21 protein-coding genes and 1 pseudogene are annotated in these 18,768 nt (G+C 61.1%); 1 reads left to right on the top strand and 21 read right to left on the bottom strand.

Annotation, left to right across the window (positions count from 1 at the left end; translation table 11 throughout):
- The 7 genes from PMI24_RS06270 to flhA all read right to left on the bottom strand — a co-directional run.
- Positions 1 to 545: Hpt domain-containing protein (locus PMI24_RS06270; RefSeq protein WP_007951962.1), on the bottom strand; the 545-nt coding region annotated here is incomplete at its 3' end.
- A gap of 39 nt (positions 546 to 584) precedes the next feature.
- Entirely contained in the window at positions 585 to 1,373 is a 789-nt protein-coding gene (locus PMI24_RS06265; protein ID WP_007951961.1) for a protein phosphatase CheZ, read from the bottom strand.
- An 18-nt stretch (positions 1,374 to 1,391) separates the two neighbouring features.
- Positions 1,392 to 1,763, bottom strand: coding sequence for a chemotaxis response regulator CheY (locus tag PMI24_RS06260; protein ID WP_003183998.1), 372 nt, complete (start codon positions 1,761 to 1,763; stop codon positions 1,392 to 1,394).
- Between the two features lie 167 nt (positions 1,764 to 1,930).
- The gene (gene fliA, locus PMI24_RS06255) at positions 1,931 to 2,671 is read right to left on the bottom strand and encodes an RNA polymerase sigma factor FliA (protein ID WP_007951959.1); all 741 of its coding nucleotides are present in this window, start codon (positions 2,669 to 2,671) and stop codon (positions 1,931 to 1,933) included.
- The gene (gene fleN, locus PMI24_RS06250; RefSeq protein WP_003222917.1) at positions 2,668 to 3,498 is read right to left on the bottom strand and encodes a flagellar synthesis regulator FleN; all 831 of its coding nucleotides are present in this window, start codon (positions 3,496 to 3,498) and stop codon (positions 2,668 to 2,670) included. Before fleN ends, fliA begins: the two co-directional genes overlap by 4 nt.
- Before the next feature lie 113 nt (positions 3,499 to 3,611).
- Positions 3,612 to 4,952, bottom strand: a complete 1,341-nt coding sequence (flhF, locus tag PMI24_RS06245) for a flagellar biosynthesis protein FlhF (protein WP_007951958.1) — start codon at positions 4,950 to 4,952, stop codon at positions 3,612 to 3,614.
- Positions 4,953 to 4,963: 11 nt separating this feature from the next.
- Positions 4,964 to 7,093: a flagellar biosynthesis protein FlhA gene (gene flhA, locus PMI24_RS06240; RefSeq protein ID WP_007951956.1), complete on the bottom strand. Its 2,130-nt coding sequence runs from the start codon at positions 7,091 to 7,093 to the stop codon at positions 4,964 to 4,966.
- Between the two features lie 528 nt (positions 7,094 to 7,621).
- Between flhA and PMI24_RS06235 the strand changes: the two genes are divergently transcribed.
- A complete protein-coding gene (locus PMI24_RS06235) occupies positions 7,622 to 7,996 on the top strand; it encodes a DUF6124 family protein (RefSeq protein ID WP_007951954.1) in 375 nt (124 codons plus the stop codon).
- A 183-nt stretch (positions 7,997 to 8,179) separates the two neighbouring features.
- Here PMI24_RS06235 and flhB read toward each other — a convergent pair whose 3' ends face one another.
- The 14 genes and pseudogenes from flhB to fliI form a co-directional block, all read right to left on the bottom strand.
- Positions 8,180 to 9,319 carry a flagellar biosynthesis protein FlhB gene (gene flhB, locus PMI24_RS06230; RefSeq protein ID WP_007951953.1) on the bottom strand — a complete coding sequence of 380 codons (1,140 nt, stop codon included), beginning with the start codon at positions 9,317 to 9,319 and terminating at the stop codon, positions 8,180 to 8,182.
- Between the two features lie 3 nt (positions 9,320 to 9,322).
- Positions 9,323 to 10,108: a flagellar biosynthetic protein FliR gene (gene fliR / locus PMI24_RS06225; RefSeq protein WP_007951952.1), complete on the bottom strand. Its 786-nt coding sequence runs from the start codon at positions 10,106 to 10,108 to the stop codon at positions 9,323 to 9,325.
- A gap of 3 nt (positions 10,109 to 10,111) precedes the next feature.
- Complete coding sequence (fliQ, locus tag PMI24_RS06220; RefSeq protein ID WP_007951951.1) at positions 10,112 to 10,381, bottom strand: flagellar biosynthesis protein FliQ; 270 nt, start codon at positions 10,379 to 10,381, stop codon at positions 10,112 to 10,114.
- Complete coding sequence (fliP, locus tag PMI24_RS06215; RefSeq protein WP_007951950.1) at positions 10,378 to 11,136, bottom strand: flagellar type III secretion system pore protein FliP; 759 nt, start codon at positions 11,134 to 11,136, stop codon at positions 10,378 to 10,380. Before fliP ends, fliQ begins: the two co-directional genes overlap by 4 nt.
- Positions 11,136 to 11,594 carry a flagellar biosynthetic protein FliO gene (gene fliO, locus PMI24_RS06210; RefSeq protein WP_007951949.1) on the bottom strand — a complete coding sequence of 153 codons (459 nt, stop codon included), beginning with the start codon at positions 11,592 to 11,594 and terminating at the stop codon, positions 11,136 to 11,138. Before fliO ends, fliP begins: the two co-directional genes overlap by 1 nt.
- A complete protein-coding gene (gene fliN, locus PMI24_RS06205) occupies positions 11,595 to 12,053 on the bottom strand; it encodes a flagellar motor switch protein FliN (protein WP_007951948.1) in 459 nt (152 codons plus the stop codon).
- A gap of 57 nt (positions 12,054 to 12,110) precedes the next feature.
- Complete coding sequence (fliM, locus tag PMI24_RS06200; RefSeq protein WP_003222890.1) at positions 12,111 to 13,079, bottom strand: flagellar motor switch protein FliM; 969 nt, start codon at positions 13,077 to 13,079, stop codon at positions 12,111 to 12,113.
- 9 nt (positions 13,080 to 13,088) lie between these two features.
- Positions 13,089 to 13,592, bottom strand: coding sequence for a flagellar basal body-associated protein FliL (fliL, locus tag PMI24_RS06195; RefSeq protein ID WP_007951946.1), 504 nt, complete (start codon positions 13,590 to 13,592; stop codon positions 13,089 to 13,091).
- A 212-nt stretch (positions 13,593 to 13,804) separates the two neighbouring features.
- Positions 13,805 to 15,166 (bottom strand): flagellar hook-length control protein FliK, encoded by a 1,362-nt coding sequence (locus tag PMI24_RS06190; RefSeq protein ID WP_007951944.1) that lies wholly within the window; start codon positions 15,164 to 15,166, stop codon positions 13,805 to 13,807.
- A gap of 105 nt (positions 15,167 to 15,271) precedes the next feature.
- A complete protein-coding gene (locus tag PMI24_RS06185; RefSeq protein WP_007951942.1) occupies positions 15,272 to 15,619 on the bottom strand; it encodes an Hpt domain-containing protein in 348 nt (115 codons plus the stop codon).
- Between the two features lie 30 nt (positions 15,620 to 15,649).
- Complete coding sequence (locus PMI24_RS06180; RefSeq protein ID WP_007951939.1) at positions 15,650 to 17,353, bottom strand: ATP-binding SpoIIE family protein phosphatase; 1,704 nt, start codon at positions 17,351 to 17,353, stop codon at positions 15,650 to 15,652.
- Between the two features lie 5 nt (positions 17,354 to 17,358).
- Positions 17,359 to 17,658, bottom strand: coding sequence for an STAS domain-containing protein (locus PMI24_RS06175; RefSeq protein ID WP_007951938.1), 300 nt, complete (start codon positions 17,656 to 17,658; stop codon positions 17,359 to 17,361).
- 101 nt (positions 17,659 to 17,759) lie between these two features.
- On the bottom strand, positions 17,760 to 18,209 hold the full coding sequence (gene fliJ, locus PMI24_RS06170; protein ID WP_007951935.1) for a flagellar export protein FliJ: 450 nt from the start codon (positions 18,207 to 18,209) through the stop codon (positions 17,760 to 17,762).
- A gap of 6 nt (positions 18,210 to 18,215) precedes the next feature.
- A pseudogene (gene fliI / locus PMI24_RS06165) lies at positions 18,216 to 18,768 on the bottom strand (flagellum-specific ATP synthase FliI); the annotation flags it as partial.

Below are 18,768 nucleotides of genomic sequence, written 5' to 3'. Positions count from 1 at the left end.
GCGCCAGCCGCCGGGGCTTCGGCTTCGGCCTTGACGGCGTTCAGCGAATCCAGCAACTGTTCAAATTCGTTATCGGTGATGTCGCCCGAATCGCCTTCGACGACCAGTTCTTCGATCATCTCGGCAACAGGCGAAGCCGGGGCTTCATCCGCCGATTGCGGTTCGGCCAGACGCGCCAGGGCGGCCAGCAGTTCCGGGGTGGCGGCGGTGATCGGGCTGCGATCGCGGACTTCGCTGAACATGCTGTTCACCGCGTCCAGCGCTTCGAGCACCACGTCCATCAGTTCTGCATCGACGCGTCGTTCACCCTTGCGCAGGATGTCGAACACGTTTTCGGCGATGTGACAGCACTCCACCAGCTCGTTGAGCTGAAGGAAGCCGGCGCCCCCTTTTACAGTGTGGAAACCGCGAAAAATTGCGTTGAGCAGATCTGCGTCATCCGGGCGGCTTTCCAGCTCGACCAGTTGTTCGGACAGTTGCTCAAGAATCTCGCCGGCCTCAACCAGGAAATCCTGAAGGATCTCTTCATCGGCGCCGAAGCTCATTAATGGGGTGCTCCTACAGGTCTAAAAACCCAAAAAAACTCAAAATCCAAGGCTGGATAGCAAATCGTCCACATCGTCCTGACCGGACACAACGTCTTCTCGTTTATCGGCATGAATCTGCGGACCTTCACCCTGCGAGAGATGTTTTTGTGGATCTTTTTCAGCAAGCATCGCCGCACGGTCATGTTCGATGCCCGCAAAGCGGTCCACCTGGCTGGCCATGAGCACGAGCTTGAGCAGGTTGCTTTCGACTTCGGTGACCAATTGGGTCACGCGCTTGATCACTTGACCGGTGAGATCCTGGTAATCCTGGGCGAGCAGAATGTCGTTCAGATTGCTCGACACCGCGCGGTTGTCCGCGCTACTGCGTGCCAGAAAACCGTCGACCCGGCGCGCCAGTTCACGGAACTCTTCAGCCCCGACCTCACGGCGCATGAAGCGGCCCCAATCGGCGCTCAAGGCCTGGGCTTCGTCAGCCAGGCCATTGACCACAGGGGTCGCGCTTTCCACCAGATCCATGGTGCGGTTGGCGGCAGCTTCGGTCAGTTTGACCACGTAGCCCAGGCGTTCGGTAGCGTCGGTGATTTGCGACACTTCCTCAGCCTGCGGCATGTGCGGATCGATCTGGAAATTGACGATCGCACTGTGCAGTTCACGCGTGAGCTTGCCCACTTCCTGGTACAGGCCACGGTCACGGGTCTGATTGAGCTCATGGATCAGTTGCACAGCGTCGCCGAACCTGCCCTTTTCAAGGCTTTCGACCAGTTCGACCGCGTGTTTTTTCAGGGTCGACTCGAAGTCGCCCTGTGAAGATTCTTTATGCTCCATAGCTCCCCCGCGCGTTCATCAGCCGATGCGTTCGAAAATCTTCTCGATTTTTTCTTTCAACGCCTGGGCCGTGAAAGGTTTGACCACGTAGCCGTTAACGCCGGCCTGGGCCGCTTCGATGATCTGCTCGCGCTTGGCTTCAGCGGTCACCATCAGCACTGGCAGGTGCTTGAGCTTTTCATCGGCGCGCACGTGGCGCAGCAGGTCGATACCGGTCATGCCAGGCATGTTCCAGTCGGTCACCAGAAAGTCGATGCTGCCGCTGTTGAGCACCGGAATGGCAGTGGTGCCATCGTCGGCTTCAACGGTGTTGGTGAACCCCAGATCACGCAACAGGTTCTTGATGATCCGCCGCATCGTTGAGAAGTCATCAACGATGAGGATTTTCATGTCTTTGTTCAATTCGACCTCCAAGCAGTCTTAAACGCGTCCAGCACCTGGACGCGCCATTTCAATCAATCCGGCAAAACACTCGATGACTGTCTGGAGCACAACAGAGCAAGACCGGTGCCGTTCACCACCGCACCAGCCTCGTTCGCAGTGTCCCCACACTGCCTTCAGCGCGCTCGCCACTCCCCCAAACGCCCCCGCAAGCGGGCCGCGCACTGGCTGTGTAACTGGCTGACCCGCGATTCACTGACGCCAAGGACTTCACCGATCTCCTTGAGGTTCAGCTCTTCGTCGTAGTACAGCGCCAACACCAGTCGCTCACGCTCCGGCAAATTGGCAATCGCGTCCGCCAGCGCGGCCTGGAAACGTTCGTCTTCCAGATCGCGCGACGGCTCCAGATGAGCACTGGCGCCATCCTCGTGCAGCCCTTCGTGTTCGCCGTCCTGCAACAGGTCGTCGAAACTGAACAGCCGGCTGCCCAGGGTGTCGTTCAAAATCCCGTAGTAATCGTCGAGACTCAATTGGAGTTCGGCCGCAACTTCGTGATCTTTAGCGTCACGGCCGGTTTTAGCTTCAATCGAGCGAATCGCGTCGCTGACCATACGGGTATTGCGGTGAACCGAGCGTGGCGCCCAGTCCCCCTTACGGACTTCATCGAGCATCGCACCGCGGATCCGGATGCCCGCGTACGTTTCAAAACTGGCGCCCTTGCTGGCGTCGTATTTGGTCGAGACTTCGAGCAGGCCGATCATGCCGGCCTGGATCAGGTCTTCGACCTGCACACTGGCCGGCAATCGCGCCAGCAAGTGGTAGGCGATGCGTTTGACCAGTGGCGCGTAACGCTCGATCAGCTCGTACTGCGCGTCACGCGCCGACTTTTTGTAAAGGTTCATACCGCTGGCGGTCATAGCACAGGTCCTGCCGTTTGCTGCACGAGGCGCTCGACGAAAAATTCGAGGTGGCCGCGCGGGTTGGCGGGCAGCGGCCAGGTGTCGACCTTCTGTGCGATCGCCTTGAACGCCAGTGCGCACTTGGAACGCGGGAAGGCTTCATAGACCGCACGCTGCTTCTGCACCGCCTTGCGCACGCTTTCGTCGTAGGGCACCGCACCGACGTATTGTAGGGCGACGTCGAGGAAGCGATCCGTGACCTTGGTCAACTTGGCGAACAGATTGCGACCTTCCTGCGGGCTCTGGGCCATGTTGGCCAGGACGCGGAAGCGGTTCATGCCGTAATCGCGGTTCAGCAGCTTGATCAGCGCGTAGGCGTCAGTGATCGAGGTCGGCTCGTCGCAGACCACCAGCAACACTTCCTGCGCTGCGCGAACGAAACTGACTACCGAGTCACCAATACCCGCAGCGGTGTCGATCACCAGTACATCGAGATTGTCGCCGATGTCGCTGAACGCCTGAATCAGGCCGGCATGCTGGGCCGGGCTCAGGTGAACCATGCTCTGGGTGCCGGAAGCGGCCGGCACGATGCGGATCCCGCCGGGGCCTTGCAACAGCACGTCGCGCAGCTCGCAGCGGCCTTCGATCACGTCGGCCAGGGTGCGTTTGGGTGTGAGGCCCAGCAGAACGTCGACGTTCGCCAGCCCCAGGTCGGCGTCCAGCAGCATGACCCGACGGCCAAGCTCTGCCAGCGCCAGGGACAAGTTCACTGACACATTAGTCTTGCCGACGCCACCTTTGCCGCCGGTCACCGCGATCACCTGTACGGGATGCATGCTGCCCATGTTATTTCTTTACCTTGTCTTGCATAGACGGAGGCCACATTACTGGCTGCGCGTTCACAACCGGAACAATGCATGGCAGACCATCGATGTAGGTACAAAAACGGTTCATTACCTCAGCCAACCTGCTTGGTCGGACTGTGGTAGATATCAGCGAACATGTCAGCCATGGCTTCTTCGCTGGGTTCTTCCTGCATTTGCACACTCACGGCGCGGCTGACCAGTTGATGACGGCGCGGCAGATGCAGATCATCCGGAATACGCGGCCCATCGGTCAGGTAGGCGACCGGCAGTTCGTGACTGATCGCCAGGCTCAGCACTTCGCCAAGGCTTGCCGTCTCATCCAGTTTAGTCAGGATGCACCCGGCCAGCCCGCAACGCTTGTAACTGTGATAAGCGGCGGTTAGAACCTGTTTCTGGCTGGTGGTTGCCAGCACCAGATAATTTTTCGACCGAATGCCACGACCGGCCAGACTTTCCAGCTGCATGCGCAGTGCCGGATCGCTGGCTTGCAGGCCGGCGGTATCGATCAGCACCACGCGTTTGCGCAGCAGTGGATCCAGCGCCTGCACCAGGGACTGGCCCGGATCGACGTGGGTCACCGACACATTGAGGATGCGGCCCAGCGTCTTGAGCTGCTCCTGCGCGCCGATACGGAAACTGTCCATGCTCACCAGCGCGATGTTCTGCGCGCCGTACTTGAGCACGTAACGGGCGGCCAGTTTGGCCAGGGTGGTGGTCTTGCCCATGCCGGCAGGGCCGACCATGGCAATCACACCGCCCTCTTCCAGCGGCTCGACTTCCGGTACGGCAATCATCCGCGCCAGGTGCGCCAGCAGCATGCGCCAGGCCTGACGCGGTTCGTCGATCTCGGTGATCATCGACAGCAGATCACGGGACAGCGGGCCGGACAAACCGATGCGTTGCAGACGACGGTACAGATTGGCCTGGGCCGGACGGCTGCCTTGCAGCTGGTTCCAGGCCAGGGTGCCGAGTTGCACTTCCATCAGTTCGCGCAGGCTGTTGAGCTCGAAACGCATCGAGTCCAGAGCACGCGGGTCGACGCCAGCGGAAACCGCTGCAGGCGCTGGTGCCGGACGGGCTGGAGCTTCGTAGGTCGGTTCGGTCAGCGGTTCGGCAGCGGTCAGCGGCAGGCCGGCCGTCAACGGCAGCCCGGCGAACAACTGGCGATTGGTGTTGCCGTCGGCTTCGCCACGCAGGCTCAGCTCGGCCTGGGCGGTGACGATGCGCGACTGGGTCTTGCGCAGCTCATCCTCGAGTTCCATGTTCGGAACACGCGGGGCCAGCGCCGACAGTTTGTAATCGAGCGCCGCCGTCAGCTCGACGCCGCCGGCGATGCGGCGGTTGCCAATGATGGCGGCATCAGCGCCCAGCTCATCACGAACCAGCTTCATGGCCTGACGCATATCGGCGGCGAAAAAACGCTTAACTTGCATAAACCACTACCTCAGCCGTTGGGCCCTACTGTCGCAACGATGGTCACTTGCTTGTTGTCCGGAATTTCCTGGTAGGCCAGCACATGCAGTCCGGGAACTGCCAGGCGACCAAAGCGCGAGAGCATCGCGCGAACCGGGCCTGCTACCAACAGGATCACCGGCTGACCTTGCATTTCCTGGCGCTGCGCCGCTTCGATCAGCGAACGCTGCAGCTTCTCGGCCATGCTCGGTTCCAGCAGAACGCCCTCTTCCGAGCCTTGTCCTGCCTTCTGCAGACTATTGAGCAATATTTGTTCCAACCTTGGCTCCAGCGTGATAACTGGCAGCTCCGACTCAGTCCCTACAATGCTTTGGACGATGGCGCGGGATACGCCGACCCGCACAGCGGCCACCAAAGCGGCGGTATCTTGACTCTTGGCGGCATTGTTGGCGATGGCTTCGGCAATGCTGCGGATATCGCGCACCGGCACGTGTTCTGCCAGCAACGCCTGCAACACCTTGAGCAACTGCGACAGCGTGACCACGCCCGGCACCAGCTCTTCAGCCAGTTTCGGCGAGCTCTTGGCCAGCAATTGCATCAGTTGCTGCACTTCTTCGTGGCCGATCAGCTCGCTGGAGTGCTTGTACAGAATCTGGTTCAAGTGGGTCGCAACCACGGTGCTGGCATCGACCACGGTGTAACCGAGCGATTGCGCCTGGGCCCGCTGGCTGACTTCGATCCACACCGCCTCCAGGCCAAAAGCCGGATCTTTGGCGGTAATGCCGTTGAGCGAGCCGTAGACCTGCCCCGGGTTGATCGCCAGTTCGCGGTCCGGGTAGATCTCGGCCTCGGCCAGGATCACGCCCATCAGGGTCAGGCGATAGGCGCTCGGCGCCAGGTCGAGGTTGTCGCGGATGTGCACGGTCGGCATCAGGAAGCCCAGGTCCTGCGAGAGCTTCTTGCGCACGCCCTTGATCCGCGCCAGCAATTGCCCGCCCTGGTTGCGGTCCACCAGCGGAATCAGGCGGTAGCCGACTTCCAGGCCGATCATGTCGATCGGGGTCACGTCGTCCCAGCCCAGCTCCTTGGTTTCCATGGCGCGGGCCGGCGACGGCAGCAGTTCCTGCTGGCGCTTGACCTCTTCCAGCGCGACGACCTTGGCCACGTTCTGCTTCTTCCAGAACAGGTAAGCACCACCGGCGGCAAGTGCAGCCATGCTCAGGAACGAGAAGTGCGGCATGCCCGGCACCAGGCCCATGACCGCCATCAAACCGGCCGCCACCGCCAGCGCTTTTGGCGAGGCGAACATCTGGCGATTGATCTGCTTGCCCATGTCTTCCGAGCCGGAAGCACGGGTCACCATGATCGCTGCCGCTGTAGATAACAACAGTGATGGCAATTGCGCCACTAAACCGTCACCGATGGTAAGCAAGGCGTAAACCTTGCCGGCGTCGGCGAAAGTCATGTTGTGCTGGAAGATACCGACGGCCATGCCGCCGATCAGGTTGATGAACAGAATCAGCAAACCGGCGATGGCATCACCGCGCACGAACTTGCTGGCACCGTCCATCGAACCGTAGAACTCTGCCTCCTGGGCCACTTCCTGACGGCGGGCCTTGGCCTGGGCCTGATCGATCAGACCGGCGTTGAGGTCGGCGTCGATCGCCATTTGCTTGCCGGGCATCGCATCGAGGGTGAAACGCGCGCTCACCTCGGAGATCCGGCCGGCACCCTTGGTTACCACGACGAAGTTGATGATCATCAAAATGGCGAAGACCACGATACCGACCACGTAGTTACCGCCGATCACCACCTCACCGAAGGCCTGGATCACCTTACCGGCAGCGGCGTGGCCGTCCTGACCGTGGAGCATCACCACCCGCGTAGACGCCACGTTGAGCGCCAGTCGCAACAGGGTCGCCACCAGCAGGATCGTCGGGAACACCGCGAAATCCAGCGGCCGCAAGGCGTACACGCAGACCAGCAGCACGACGATCGACAGGGCAATGTTGAAGGTGAAGAACACGTCGAGCAGGAACGGCGGCACCGGCAACATCATCATCGCCAGCATGACCAGCAGCAACAGCGGCACACCCAGATTGCCCCGACTGAGGTCGGCAATGTTCGAGCGAGCACTGTTGATTAACTGAGAGCGATCCACCGGTTTTCCTCGTTCCTTTAAAGCAAACTTTTGACGCCCAGAGCGGACGCACGGCGGCTACTGCAAGAAGCCTTCCAACTTTTGCCGATGATTGAAACAGAGGGGTTCGGGCGTGGTTTTTCTGCTGGGCGGGATGTCGCTTTCGCAAGAGGTCAGCAAAAAGTGCCTTTTAAACTCGGGTGTTTAAAAGACACCTTCAGACACGCCTTACAGGCTACGAATCCTTGCGCCGTTGCCTACGGCTACGCCAGAATCCGCCGGCTTGTGCGCTTTGGGGTCGGGTTCTATTGTGGGTCGGTCGCTGACGAATCAGCGATCGGGTTTAGCGACTCGGCTCAATTTAAAGGTGCACCAGCGTTCCAGGCTTCGTTGCGGATCTGTATGTCTGCAATTTCGTTATGGTGGCTGTATGCGGGAGACCCTTGCGGTCTGCCGGGTGCCTTTGACCGGTTCGCTAACCTGCGTACAGCCGCCACCCTTCCTGTTTAGCGACTGGATTTGGCGGCTCCACCCCAAAGGAGCTTCACCATGATCAAACCCACACCCAACCCACCCGAAACCGACCCCGCCTCGCCCTACGAATCCGCCGATTCCAGAAAGCTTCACGAAGCCGCCGACCGCGCCCTCGATCACTATCTCTGCCCGCCCGGCTCCACGCCACCACCGCGCAAAACCCGCAGAATGTACGCCGTCACCGCGGACTTCAAAAACGAAGAGCTGCTGGTCGATGCCTGCGAAACCCTGGCTTCCGCCAGAACCATCGTCAATGACTTCACCCATCTCATGCCCGCCTCGCAGCGCAGGACATTGGTGGGTATTGCGCAACTGATCATGCTCGGCGAGCTGGCAGTGAATCGGGTGCTGGATAATCTGGAATTACCGCCGTCGCCGAACCCTGTGTAAGGGCTTGAGTGATGTGCCGTGGCGGCTGACGTCATCGCGAGCAGGCTCGCTCCCACAATGGAACGCGGTCAACCGTGGGAGCGAGCCTGCTCGCGAAAGAGGCCTCACAGGCAACACAGATCATCAGGCATAAAAAAACCGCCACCGGGTTCAACCGGAGGCGGTTTTTTTGTTTCATCAGAATCAGGAATCGCGCCGCAGATCCGGCGGGATCGGCAGGTCGTCCTTGAGCGGTTCCGGGAACTTGCCCTTGCCCGCGCGGTGCTGGCGGATCTGGTAGACGTAGGCCAGTACCTGGGCGACCGCCAGGTACAGGCCGCCGGGGATTTCTTCTTCCAGCTCCGTGGAGTAATAGATCGAACGCGCCAGCGCTGGCGATTCGAGAAGCATGACGTTGTTGGCCATGGCGATTTCGCGGATCTTCAGTGCCAGGAAGTCGCTGCCCTTGGCCAGCAGCATCGGCGCCCCGCCCTTCTCGGCGTCGTACTTGAGCGCCACGGCGTAGTGGGTCGGGTTGGTGATGACCACGTCGGCGTCCGGAATCGCCGCCATCATCCGGCGCTGCGACATCTCGCGCTGAACCTGGCGAATCCGTTGCTTGACCTCCGGCCGACCTTCCTGGTCCTTGTGCTCGTCGCGCACTTCCTGCTTGGTCATCTTGAGCTTCTTGATGCTCTCCCAGATCTGCACGGGCACATCGACAGCAGCGATGATGATCAACCCGCACGCCAGCCACAGCGAGCTCCAGCCCACCAGTTGCAAGCTGTGAATGATCGCCCGGTCCAGCGGTTCGTGGGCGATGCGCAGCAGGTCGTCGATGTCCGAATTGAGCACCACCAGCGCCACACCCAGCGTGATGAGAAACTTGGCCAGCGCCTTGAGCAGCTCGATCACGGCCTTCATCGAGAACATCCGCTTGAGGCCCGCCGCCGGGTTCATCCGGCTGAACTTGGGCGCCAGCGAACCGGCAGCGAACAGCCAGCCACCCAGCGCGATCGGCCCGAGGAAAGCGGCAACCAACAGGGTGATCATGATCGGCTGAATCGCCAGCAATGCCTGCAATCCGGAGTTCATCAGGAACGTCGCCATGGAGCGCTCGTCCATGATCACTTCCCGCGACAGCGTGAAGTTCTGGCGCATCAGGTCCATCAAATCCTGCGCCAGCATCCCGCCAAAAACCAACAGCGCACCCGCACCGGCCATCATCACCGCCAGCGTGTTGAGCTCCTTGGAGCGCGCAATCTCACCCTTTTCCCGGGAGTCCTTCTTGCGCTTTTCCGTGGGGTCTTCTGTTTTGTCCTGACCGCTTTCGCTCTCAGCCATGACTCAGCGCGCCTTTGCCAGTTCGCGTAAAAACTGCAGGGCCTCGGTGGCCAGCGGTTGATACTGATTGAGAATGTCCGCCAACCCGACCCAAACGATGAACAGGCCGAGCACCAGGGTCAGCGGAAAGCCGATGGAGAAAATGTTGAGCTGTGGCGCGGCCCGGGTCATCACGCCAAAAGCGATGTTGACCACCAGCAGCGCTGTGACCGCCGGCAGCACCAGCAACAAGGCGGCGCCCAGCACCCAGCCGAGTTTGCCGGCCAGTTCCCAGTAATGCGTGGTCATCAGCCCGCCGCCGACCGGCAGCGTGGTGAAGCTTTCGGTGAGCACTTCGAAGACCACCAGGTGCCCGTTCATTGACAGGAACAGCAAAGTCACCAGCATCGTAAAGAACTGCCCGATCACCGCCACCGACACGCCGTTGGTAGGGTCGATCATCGACGCGAAGCCCATGCCCATCTGGATCGCGACGATCTGCCCCGCCACTACGAAGGCCTGAAAGAACAATTGCAGAGAGAAGCCCAGCACCGCACCGACCAGAATCTGCTCGGCGATCAGCAGCAGACCGCTGAGGTCCAGCGGGCTGACCGCCGGCATCGCCGGCAGGTTGGGCGTGATCACCACGGTGATCGCGAATGCGAAGTACAGACGGATCCGCCGGGGCACCAGCGTGGTTCCGAAGACCGGCATCACCATCAACATCGAGGCGACGCGAAACATCGGCAGCATGAACGACGCCACCCAGGTGCTGATCTGGGTATCGGTCAACTGAAGCAGCGATTGCATGGCTTAGCCGATGACCATCGGAATATTTTTGTACAACTGCGTGATGTATTCCATGAACGTCTGCACCAGCCATGGGCCGGCGACGATCAGCGTTACCAGCATCACCAGCAGACGCGGCAGGAAGCTCAGGGTCTGTTCGTTGATCTGGGTCGCGGCCTGGAACATCGACACCAGCAGGCCCACCAGCAGACTCGGCACCACCAGGATCGCCACCATCATGGTGGTCAGCCACAGGGCTTCGCGAAAGATGTCGACCGCTACTTCTGGCGTCATGGCGATACACCTCCGAAACTGCTGGCCAGGGTGCCGATGATCAGCGCCCAGCCATCCACCAGCACGAACAGCATGATTTTGAACGGTAGGGAAATGATCAGCGGCGACAGCATCATCATACCCATCGCCATCAGCACGCTCGCGACGACCAGGTCGATGATCAGGAACGGGATGAAGATCATGAAGCCGATCTGGAACGCAGTCTTCAGTTCAGACGTCACGAAGGCCGGCACCAGAATCGTCAGCGGCGCCTGATCCGGCGTCGCGATGTCGGTGCGCTTGGACAGGCGCATGAACAGCTCCAGATCGCTGGAGCGGGTCTGGGCGAGCATGAAGTCCTTGATCGGCACCTGAGCCTTTTCCACCGCCTGCTGGGCCGTCAGCTTTTCCGCGAGGTACGGCTGCAAGGCATCGTTGTTCACGCGATCGAACACCGGCGCCATGATGAACAGCGTCAAGAACAGCGCCATGCCGGTGAGGATCTGGTTCGACGGCGTCTGCTGCAGGCCCAGGGCCTGACGCAGGATCGAGAAGACGATGATGATCCGGGTGAAACTGGTCATCAGGATGACGGCGGCCGGAATGAAGCTCAGCGCCGTCATGATCAGCAGGATCTGCAGGCTGACCGAGTACTCCTGCGCGCCCTCGGCGTTGGTGCCCAGGGTGATCGCCGGGATCGACAACGGATCGGCGGCGAATGCCAGCGGCGCGGCCAACATCAAGGCCAGGGTCAAGACGATGCGCAACGCACCCATTACTTCTTATCCTTCTGATCCTTGCCGAGGATCTTCAACAGATGCTGGGCAAATTCCGGAGTCGCTTTGTCGGCGGTGCTCGGCACCTCGACCGGCTCTTTGAGCACGTGCAACGCAGTGATGGTTCCGGGGCTGAGGCCGAGCAGTATCTGCTCGTTGCCGACCTGCACCAGCATCAGACGGTCACGCGGCCCGAGCGCGCGCGAGCCGATCAGCTCGATCACCTGACCCTTGCCGGCGGGACCTGCCTGCTGCACCCGACGCAACAGCCAGGCGAGGAAGAAGATCAACCCCAGTACCAGCAACAGCCCCAGCACCAGTTGCGTCAGTTGCCCCGCCACGCCGCTGTTGACGGCCGGCGCAGCCGCCGCTGCCGTGGTCGCCACCGGCTCGGCCGCCAGCACGCTGAACGGCAACGCCAGCGCCAGACCGAACAAAGCACCCAGAACCTTTTTCACTCAGCGCAGCTTCTTGATGCGTTCGCTCGGGCTGATCACGTCGGTCAGACGGATGCCGAACTTTTCGTTGACCACAACCACTTCACCGTGGGCGATCAGGGTGCCGTTGACCAGCACGTCCAGCGGCTCGCCGGCCAGACGATCGAGCTCGATCACCGAACCCTGGTTGAGTTGCAGCAGGTTGCGGATGTTGATGTCGGTGCTGCCCACTTCCATCGAGATCGACACCGGGATGTCGAGAATCACGTCCAGGTTCGGACCGTCGAGGGTCACCGGATCGTTGTTCTTCGGCACGCTGCCGAACTCTTCCATCGGCAGACGGTTGGAGCTCGAAGCACCTGCATCGGCGGCCAGCAGCGCGTCGATGTCAGCCTGCCCGGCTTCACCGGTTTCTTCCAGGGCGGCAGCCCATTCATCGGCCAGTGCCTGATCGTCCTGGGTGTTCATATCGTCGTTCATCATTTGTCCTCGGCGGGCAAAAAACCGGTAAAAGAATCAGGGAGTGAGGGCGCCGCTTCAGCGGCGCTCGATCGGCTCGATAACCTGCAACGCAAGGTTGCCTTTGTGCGAGCCCATCTTGACCTTGAAGGCCGGCACGCCGTTGGCGCGCATGATCATGTCTTCCGGCATCTCCACCGGAATCACGTCACCCGGCTGCATGTGCAGGATGTCGCGCAGTTTCAACTGGCGGCGAGCCACGGTGGCACCGATCGGCACGTCGACGTCGAGCACGTCCTGGCGCAGGGCGTTGACCCAGCGTTCGTCCTGGTCGTCGAGGTCCGACTGGAAACCGGCGTCGAGCATTTCGCGCACCGGCTCGATCATCGAGTACGGCATGGTCACGTGCAGGTCGCCGCCACCGCCGTCGAGTTCGATGTGGAACGTGGAGACCACGATCGCTTCGCTCGGGCCGACGATGTTGGCCATGGCCGGGTTCACTTCCGAGTTGATGTACTCGAAGTTGACTTCCATGATCGCCTGCCAGGCTTCCTTCAAGTCGACGAACGCCTGCTCCAGCACCATGCGCACCACGCGCAGTTCGGTCGGGGTGAATTCACGCCCTTCGATCTTGGCGTGACGGCCGTCGCCGCCGAAGAAGTTGTCCACCAGCTTGAACACCAGTTTGGCGTCGAGGATGAACAGCGCGGTGCCGCGCAGGGGTTTGATCTTGACCAGGTTGAGGCTGGTCGGCACGTACAGCGAGTGCACGTATTCGCCGAACTTCATCACCTGTACGCCACCGACGGCAACGTCCGCCGAGCGGCGCAGCATGTTGAACATGCTGATGCGGGTGTAGCGGGCAAAACGCTCGTTGATCATTTCCAGAGTCGGCATGCGTCCACGGACGATGCGATCCTGGCTGGTCAGGTCGTAGCTTTTGACACTGCCGGGTTCGGCAGCGTTATCGGTCTGTACCAGACCATCGTCGACGCCATGCAACAGCGCGTCGATTTCATCCTGGGACAGCAGATCCTGCACGGCCATGTCGTGTTCCTACTGCAGTACGAAATTAGTGAAAAGCAACTGTTCGATCACCACTTTGCCCAGCTCTTTCTGCGCCACTTCCTGGACGCTGGCTGTGGCCTTCTGGCGCAACATCTCTTGACCGACCGGAGTCGCCAGCGTGGCGAAATCCTGACCGGAGAAGAGCATCACCAGGTTGTTGCGGATCACCGGCATGTGCACTTTGAGCGCTTCCAGATCGGCCTGATTGCGCGCCAGCATGGTGATGCTCACCTGCATGTAGCGCTGACGGCCGTTCTGGTTGTAGTTGGCCACGAAGGCCGGCGCCATCGGCTCGAAAATCGCCGGTTGCTTGCCGACCGGGGCCGCTTCGGCCGCCGCCTCAGGCTTGCTCTGGGCACTGTGCATGAAGAACCAGGTCGCCCCCACAGATGCGCCGATGGCCAGCAGCAACCCGAGCACGATCGCAATGATCATCTTGAGTTTGCCTTTGGTTGCGGGGTCTTTTACTGCTGCAGCTTCGCTCTTCGCCATGCCAATAATCCGTCACTAATCGGGTTTTCACAGTCGCACGGCAAGGCAAGAGCAAGTGTTATGCCAGAAGTGTCGGAGGGGTAGACAGGGGCAGCGCAAACAACTGTGGGAGCGAGCTTGCTCGCGAAAGCGGTTTAACATTCAACACAGGTGTTGTTCGTCAAAAAGCCTTCGCGAGCAAGCTCGCTCCCACAGTTAATTTGCCTTGAATATCAGGCGTAGTAGTCTACGGCGCTGGAGCCGATCACGTGAGTGGCCGTGGCCGCCGCTTCAGCCACGGCGGCCGGCGTCAACTCTTCTTCGGCCGAATCCAGGCGACCGCCGGCTGCGCTGGTGCGACCGCCCTGCCCCTGCTGCGCCTGTTCCTGGCCTTGACCCTGCCAGCCACGGTTCTGGTCGGACACGTTGACGTCGACCTGCCCCATGCCTTGCTGGTTGAACATGTCGCGCAGGCGGTGCATCTGACCGTCGAGGGCTTCACGCACGCTCGGATGCGCGCTCATGAAGGTCACCTGGGTCTGCTGGTCCGGGACCATGTTCACCCGGATATCCAGACGCCCAAGCTCGGCCGGCTGCAACTGGATGTCAGCCGCCTTCAGGTTGTTGCTCGACAGGTACATGACCCGGTTGACCACTTCTTCGGTCCAGCCGTTCTGGTGCATGGCAATCGGCTGGTTCACCGGCACCGCGTTGGCGGTTTTCGGCGTGGCAGCCTGGGTCAGCGCCGCCAGACGGTTGGCGAAATCATCCACGCGGGTGTCGCTGGTGGCGGTCTTCAGGTCTTTCAGGCCGTCATCGATCAGACCGCTGAACGCCTTCTCACCGCCCTGACTGGTGCTGTCCTTGTCAGCCTGCACGTCGAGCATGCTGGCCATGCCGGCGGCGAAGTTCTGCGCCGAGGTCAATTCGCCGTCAGCCTGAGCCTGGGCCGGGGTGGCTTTGGGCTGGGACTGGCTGGAAGCGGAAATGTGCCCACTCTGCTCCATGGCCATGCGCACGGCAGGCAGCGAATCCAGCGGATCCGCCTCGGGGTCGAAAGCAGGATCAGTGGCCGGCGCCGGATCCTTGACCATACCCGGCAATGCCGCCACGGCTGGCTTGTCGGTTTCAGGTTGCGCGGCGGTCTCGACAACGGGGGTGGCTACTACCGGTGCGGTAACGACGGGCTCTACCGCTGCCACCAGCGCCGGATCCACCGGCGCCGTTTCGGCAACAGGAGTCGGTGCGGTGTCTGCCGAGTCATCATCAGTAGCGGTCTTGTCGTCCGTTGCCGCCGTCGCCGGTTTGTCGGCGGGCAAGGCTTTGCCGCTATCGGCAACCGCCGGCTCCGGGGCGGCAGACTGATCCTTGCCCACGTCTTTCTTGCCGCTGTTGTCGGCGACTTTGTCACGGGCAGGTTTTGCCGAATTATCGACGGTCACCGAGGGCTTGTTCGGGCCTTGATCGGCGAACACCTGAGCGAAGCTGGAGGCCTTGTCCCCGGGCTCTGCGGCCACTGCCGATGATTTGGCCGAGGCAGCTTGCGCCTTGGCCTGGGCGGCGGTCTGAAGAAGAATGTTGGGGCTTGCAGGCATGGCACGGTCTCCGCTGCACTGGGATCGTAGGTACAGTTGGGATAGATGACTGCAAGTGCCGGGCCAGTTTTGTCAGAATTCCGGCAAAACCGCCCGGCGGCAGGATCAGTGCGTCAGCGAGCGCTGTCGCTCGGCGACATAAACGGGCCGCACATCGGCGAATTCGCTATGGATGTCGGCGACCAGTTTGATGATTTCAGAAGGGCTTTTGTCTTTGGCATGCTGTTCCAGCTCCTGGCACAGCACCGCAAGACGGGTCGCGCCCATGTTGCTGCTGCTGCCCTTGAAGCTGTGCGCAACGGAAGACAATGCGTCGGCATCGGCAGTCTGCTGCAACTCCCGCAGGCGATTTTCGGAATCGGCGAGGAAGGTATCCAGCAGTTCCGGATAGCTGTCTTCCATCACTTCCCGCAGCGCGCTTAGCGCCTCGTGGTCCACATGTGTATCAGCCACTTGTTCACTCCTTGATCAAGAATGCGCGGATTATGCCAGAGCCTCCCAGAAAAACTCCACGCGAGCACTGCGACCATCGTCTGACCAGCTGGCATTACGCGCCAATTGCCGGATCAGGCTGACGCCGCGCCCCGACAGACGGACACCGTCGAGCGGCCGCTCCATCACGCGCGAAACATCAAATCCCTGGCCGCTGTCTTCGACCCGCACCACCAGACAACCGCCCTCGCCTTCCGGCCGCACTTGCAAATGCACGCGCACGTAGCCGTCCTGCAAGGCCTCGAGACGCGCATTGCGCTGCTCGTAATAACGGGCGAAACCCGACGCATCGCGCTTGAGGCTCGAATCCAGTCCCAGCACGCCATGCTCCAGCGCGTTGGAATAAAGCTCGGCCAGCACGCTGTACAGTGCGCCACTCTGCGCCCGCAAGCCATGCACCTCAAGCAGCAACTGCAACAGATAAGGCAACGGGTTGAAGCGCTTGAGCGTGGCACCGCGAAATTCGAAGCTCACCGACCAGTCCAGCGGACTGGACTGGCCACTGTCGGAATACACCGGCGCCGACGGATTGACCTGCGCCATCTCCAGCAGGCTGACCTCGACCATGCTCACATCGTCCCGGGCCTCACCGCGAAAGTCCTGCAACGCCTGCTCGATTTCCTCGAACAGCCGATCCGGCTGGTGATTGGCGGCGAACACCTTGTGCAAGCGCTCGACACCGAACAGCTGATCGTTGGCATCGCAGGTGTCGATGACCCCATCGGAGAGCAGGAACACCCGATCGCCCACCGCCATCGAGTGAACCTCGGTGCGGTCATCGAAGGTCTGCGGGCTGAGCACCCCCAGCGGCAGGTGGCGTGCCGCCAGTGGCGTGCGCTCGCCGGTGGCGAGGCAATGCAGATAACCGTCGGGCATGCCGCCGTTCCAGACTTCCACCGAGCGCCGCTGAAAACTCAGGCACAACAGCGTCGCGCAGCAGAACATGTCCACCGGCAGGATGCGCTTGAGCTTGGCGTTCATTTCCCGCAGGGTTTCGGCCAGACCGTAACCCTTGGCGGTCATGCCATAGAACACCTCGGCCAGCGGCATGGCGCCGACCGCCGCCGGCAAACCGTGACCGGTGAAGTCACCGAGCAACACATGCATGTCGCCGGCCGGGGTGTACGCCGCCAACAGCAAGTCGCCATTGAACAGCGCATAGGGTGATTGCAGGTAACGGATGTTCGGCGCGCTCAGGCAGCCGGAATGCGCGACCTTGTCGAACACCGCCTTGGCGACCCGCTGCTCGTTGAGCAGATACTCGTGATGTTTGGCGATCAGATCGCGCTGCTGAAGAACCGTGGCCTGCAAGCGTCGCAAGCGATCCATCGCCTTGATTTTGGCGGCGAGGATCACCTGGTTGTAAGGCTTCGCCAGAAAGTCGTCACCGCCGGCCTCAAGGCAACGGGCCAGGGCTTCACTTTCCGTCAGCGACGTGAGGAAGATGATCGGCACCAGGTTTTCACCCGCCAGCTTCTTGATCTGGCGTGCGGCTTCGAACCCGTCCATCACCGGCATCATGGCATCCATCAGCACCAGATGCGGCTTTTGCCGGATAAACGCCTCGACTGCGTCCGCACCGTGGGTGGCCGTCAGCACTTCATGCCCCTGACGACGGACGATAGTCGACAACAACAGCCGGTCAGCGGCGCTGTCTTCGGCGATCAGGATCGTCAGCGGCTCTTGCGGCTGCATGGCCGTCAACTGATGTCGAACAGTTTGTCGAAGTTGGAGATGGCGAGGATTTTCTTTACGTCGGAGCTGCTGTTGACCACGCGGATTTCCGAGTCGTCACCGCCGACATGATCACGCAGCAGAAGCAGCATGCCGAGCGCCGAACTGTCGAGATAGGTCGCCTCCTTGAGGTCGACAATCACCGATTCGGGCTGCTCTTTTTCGTAGGATTGGCGAAATTCCTGATGCTTGGCGAAATCGAATCGCCCCTTGACCGAAATCGTCAGCTTTTTCTTGTCCGGAGAGACTTCTGTAACGACTGACATGTACTGGCTTCCTTGTCATTGACGAACGTGTACAAGGTTTAGCACTTGGAGGGGCCATGGGCAAGGCGCGATGGCGTCGGGATCTGTGCGAGATCTGCCCGTCAAAACGCCTCGTGGCGCGGCAAACGCTGAGACAACTCGTCCAGCAGCTTCTGTTCGCGCTTGTCTTCGGCGCGCTGCGCTTCATCCAGATAACGTTGTACAAGCTTGCGCAGACCTTCGACCCGGGCGAATGCCTGCTGCCAGGCATCGCGGGCCTTGTCCAGGTTGTTCTGGTGCCATTGCAGACTTTGACGCTGCTGATCGACAGCGGTGTCGAGCTGCGCCAGAAAGCCCTGGAAACCCAGCAGCCATTGCCCGGAAACACCCGTGCTGCCGCGTACGATCCACTGCTCGGAGTAATCCAGACGAAAGGCATGCAAGTCGGCGAGTTTGCTCTCGGCCACTTTCACCTGACCCTGAAAATAACCCAGGCGTTGCACGGCGGTTTTCTCGGCCTTCTCGGCCATGTCCACCACCGGCGCCAGACGCGCGGCTCGACTCAGGGCCATGACCGGTTACCCGCCGGCCGCCGGGGCGAAAATCGTGCCGAGATACGCTTCGCTTTCACCCAGGCTGATGTTGTCGTTGAGGCCCTGACGCAGATACCTGACCAGCTGCGGCTGCAGGTTGATGGCAAGGTCAGTCTCTCGGTCACCGCCAGCGACATAGGCGCCGACGCTGATCAGGTCACGGCTCTGTTGGTAGCGCGACCACAGCTGCTTGAAGTATTGCGCTCGCTGCATGTGTTCCGGCGACACCACCGCCGGCATCACCCGGCTGATCGAGGCTTCGATATCGATGGCCGGGTAATGACCTTCCTCGGCCAGACGCCGGGACAATACGATGTGCCCGTCGAGCACGCCCCGTGCGGAGTCGGCGATCGGGTCCTGCTGGTCATCGCCTTCGGACAGTACGGTGTAGAACGCGGTGATCGAACCCCCGCCCTTCTCCGCGTTACCGGCGCGCTCCACCAGTTTCGGCAGTTTGGCGAACACCGACGGCGGATAACCTTTGGTCGCCGGCGGCTCGCCGATGGCCAGGGCGATTTCCCGCTGGGCCTGGGCGAAA

The sequence above is a fragment of the Pseudomonas sp. GM25 genome, assembly GCF_000282255.1.
GTDB classification, from domain to species: domain Bacteria; phylum Pseudomonadota; class Gammaproteobacteria; order Pseudomonadales; family Pseudomonadaceae; genus Aquipseudomonas; species Aquipseudomonas aphyarum.
Note: the sequence above shows the minus strand (reverse complement) of the source record. Positions and strands in the feature narration are given on the sequence as shown.

Coding starts and splice junctions, on each gene's coding strand:
- fliN (WP_007951948.1), bottom strand. CDS start 12,053: ATGAACGACGATATGAACACCCAGGACGATCAGGCACTGGCCGATGAA.
- fliL (WP_007951946.1), bottom strand. CDS start 13,592: ATGGCGAAGAGCGAAGCTGCAGCAGTAAAAGACCCCGCAACCAAAGGC.
- flhB (WP_007951953.1), bottom strand. CDS start 9,319: ATGGCTGAGAGCGAAAGCGGTCAGGACAAAACAGAAGACCCCACGGAA.
- PMI24_RS06265 (WP_007951961.1), bottom strand. CDS start 1,373: ATGGAGCATAAAGAATCTTCACAGGGCGACTTCGAGTCGACCCTGAAA.
- PMI24_RS06260 (WP_003183998.1), bottom strand. CDS start 1,763: ATGAAAATCCTCATCGTTGATGACTTCTCAACGATGCGGCGGATCATC.
- fliR (WP_007951952.1), bottom strand. CDS start 10,108: ATGCAATCGCTGCTTCAGTTGACCGATACCCAGATCAGCACCTGGGTG.
- PMI24_RS06180 (WP_007951939.1), bottom strand. CDS start 17,353: ATGCAGCCGCAAGAGCCGCTGACGATCCTGATCGCCGAAGACAGCGCC.
- fliM (WP_003222890.1), bottom strand. CDS start 13,079: ATGGCCGTGCAGGATCTGCTGTCCCAGGATGAAATCGACGCGCTGTTG.
- flhF (WP_007951958.1), bottom strand. CDS start 4,952: ATGCAAGTTAAGCGTTTTTTCGCCGCCGATATGCGTCAGGCCATGAAG.
- fliP (WP_007951950.1), bottom strand. CDS start 11,136: ATGGGTGCGTTGCGCATCGTCTTGACCCTGGCCTTGATGTTGGCCGCG.
- fliQ (WP_007951951.1), bottom strand. CDS start 10,381: ATGACGCCAGAAGTAGCGGTCGACATCTTTCGCGAAGCCCTGTGGCTG.
- PMI24_RS06235 (WP_007951954.1), top strand. CDS start 7,622: ATGATCAAACCCACACCCAACCCACCCGAAACCGACCCCGCCTCGCCC.
- PMI24_RS06190 (WP_007951944.1), bottom strand. CDS start 15,166: ATGCCTGCAAGCCCCAACATTCTTCTTCAGACCGCCGCCCAGGCCAAG.
- PMI24_RS06175 (WP_007951938.1), bottom strand. CDS start 17,658: ATGTCAGTCGTTACAGAAGTCTCTCCGGACAAGAAAAAGCTGACGATT.
- fleN (WP_003222917.1), bottom strand. CDS start 3,498: ATGGGCAGCATGCATCCCGTACAGGTGATCGCGGTGACCGGCGGCAAA.
- fliA (WP_007951959.1), bottom strand. CDS start 2,671: ATGACCGCCAGCGGTATGAACCTTTACAAAAAGTCGGCGCGTGACGCG.
- fliJ (WP_007951935.1), bottom strand. CDS start 18,209: ATGGCCCTGAGTCGAGCCGCGCGTCTGGCGCCGGTGGTGGACATGGCC.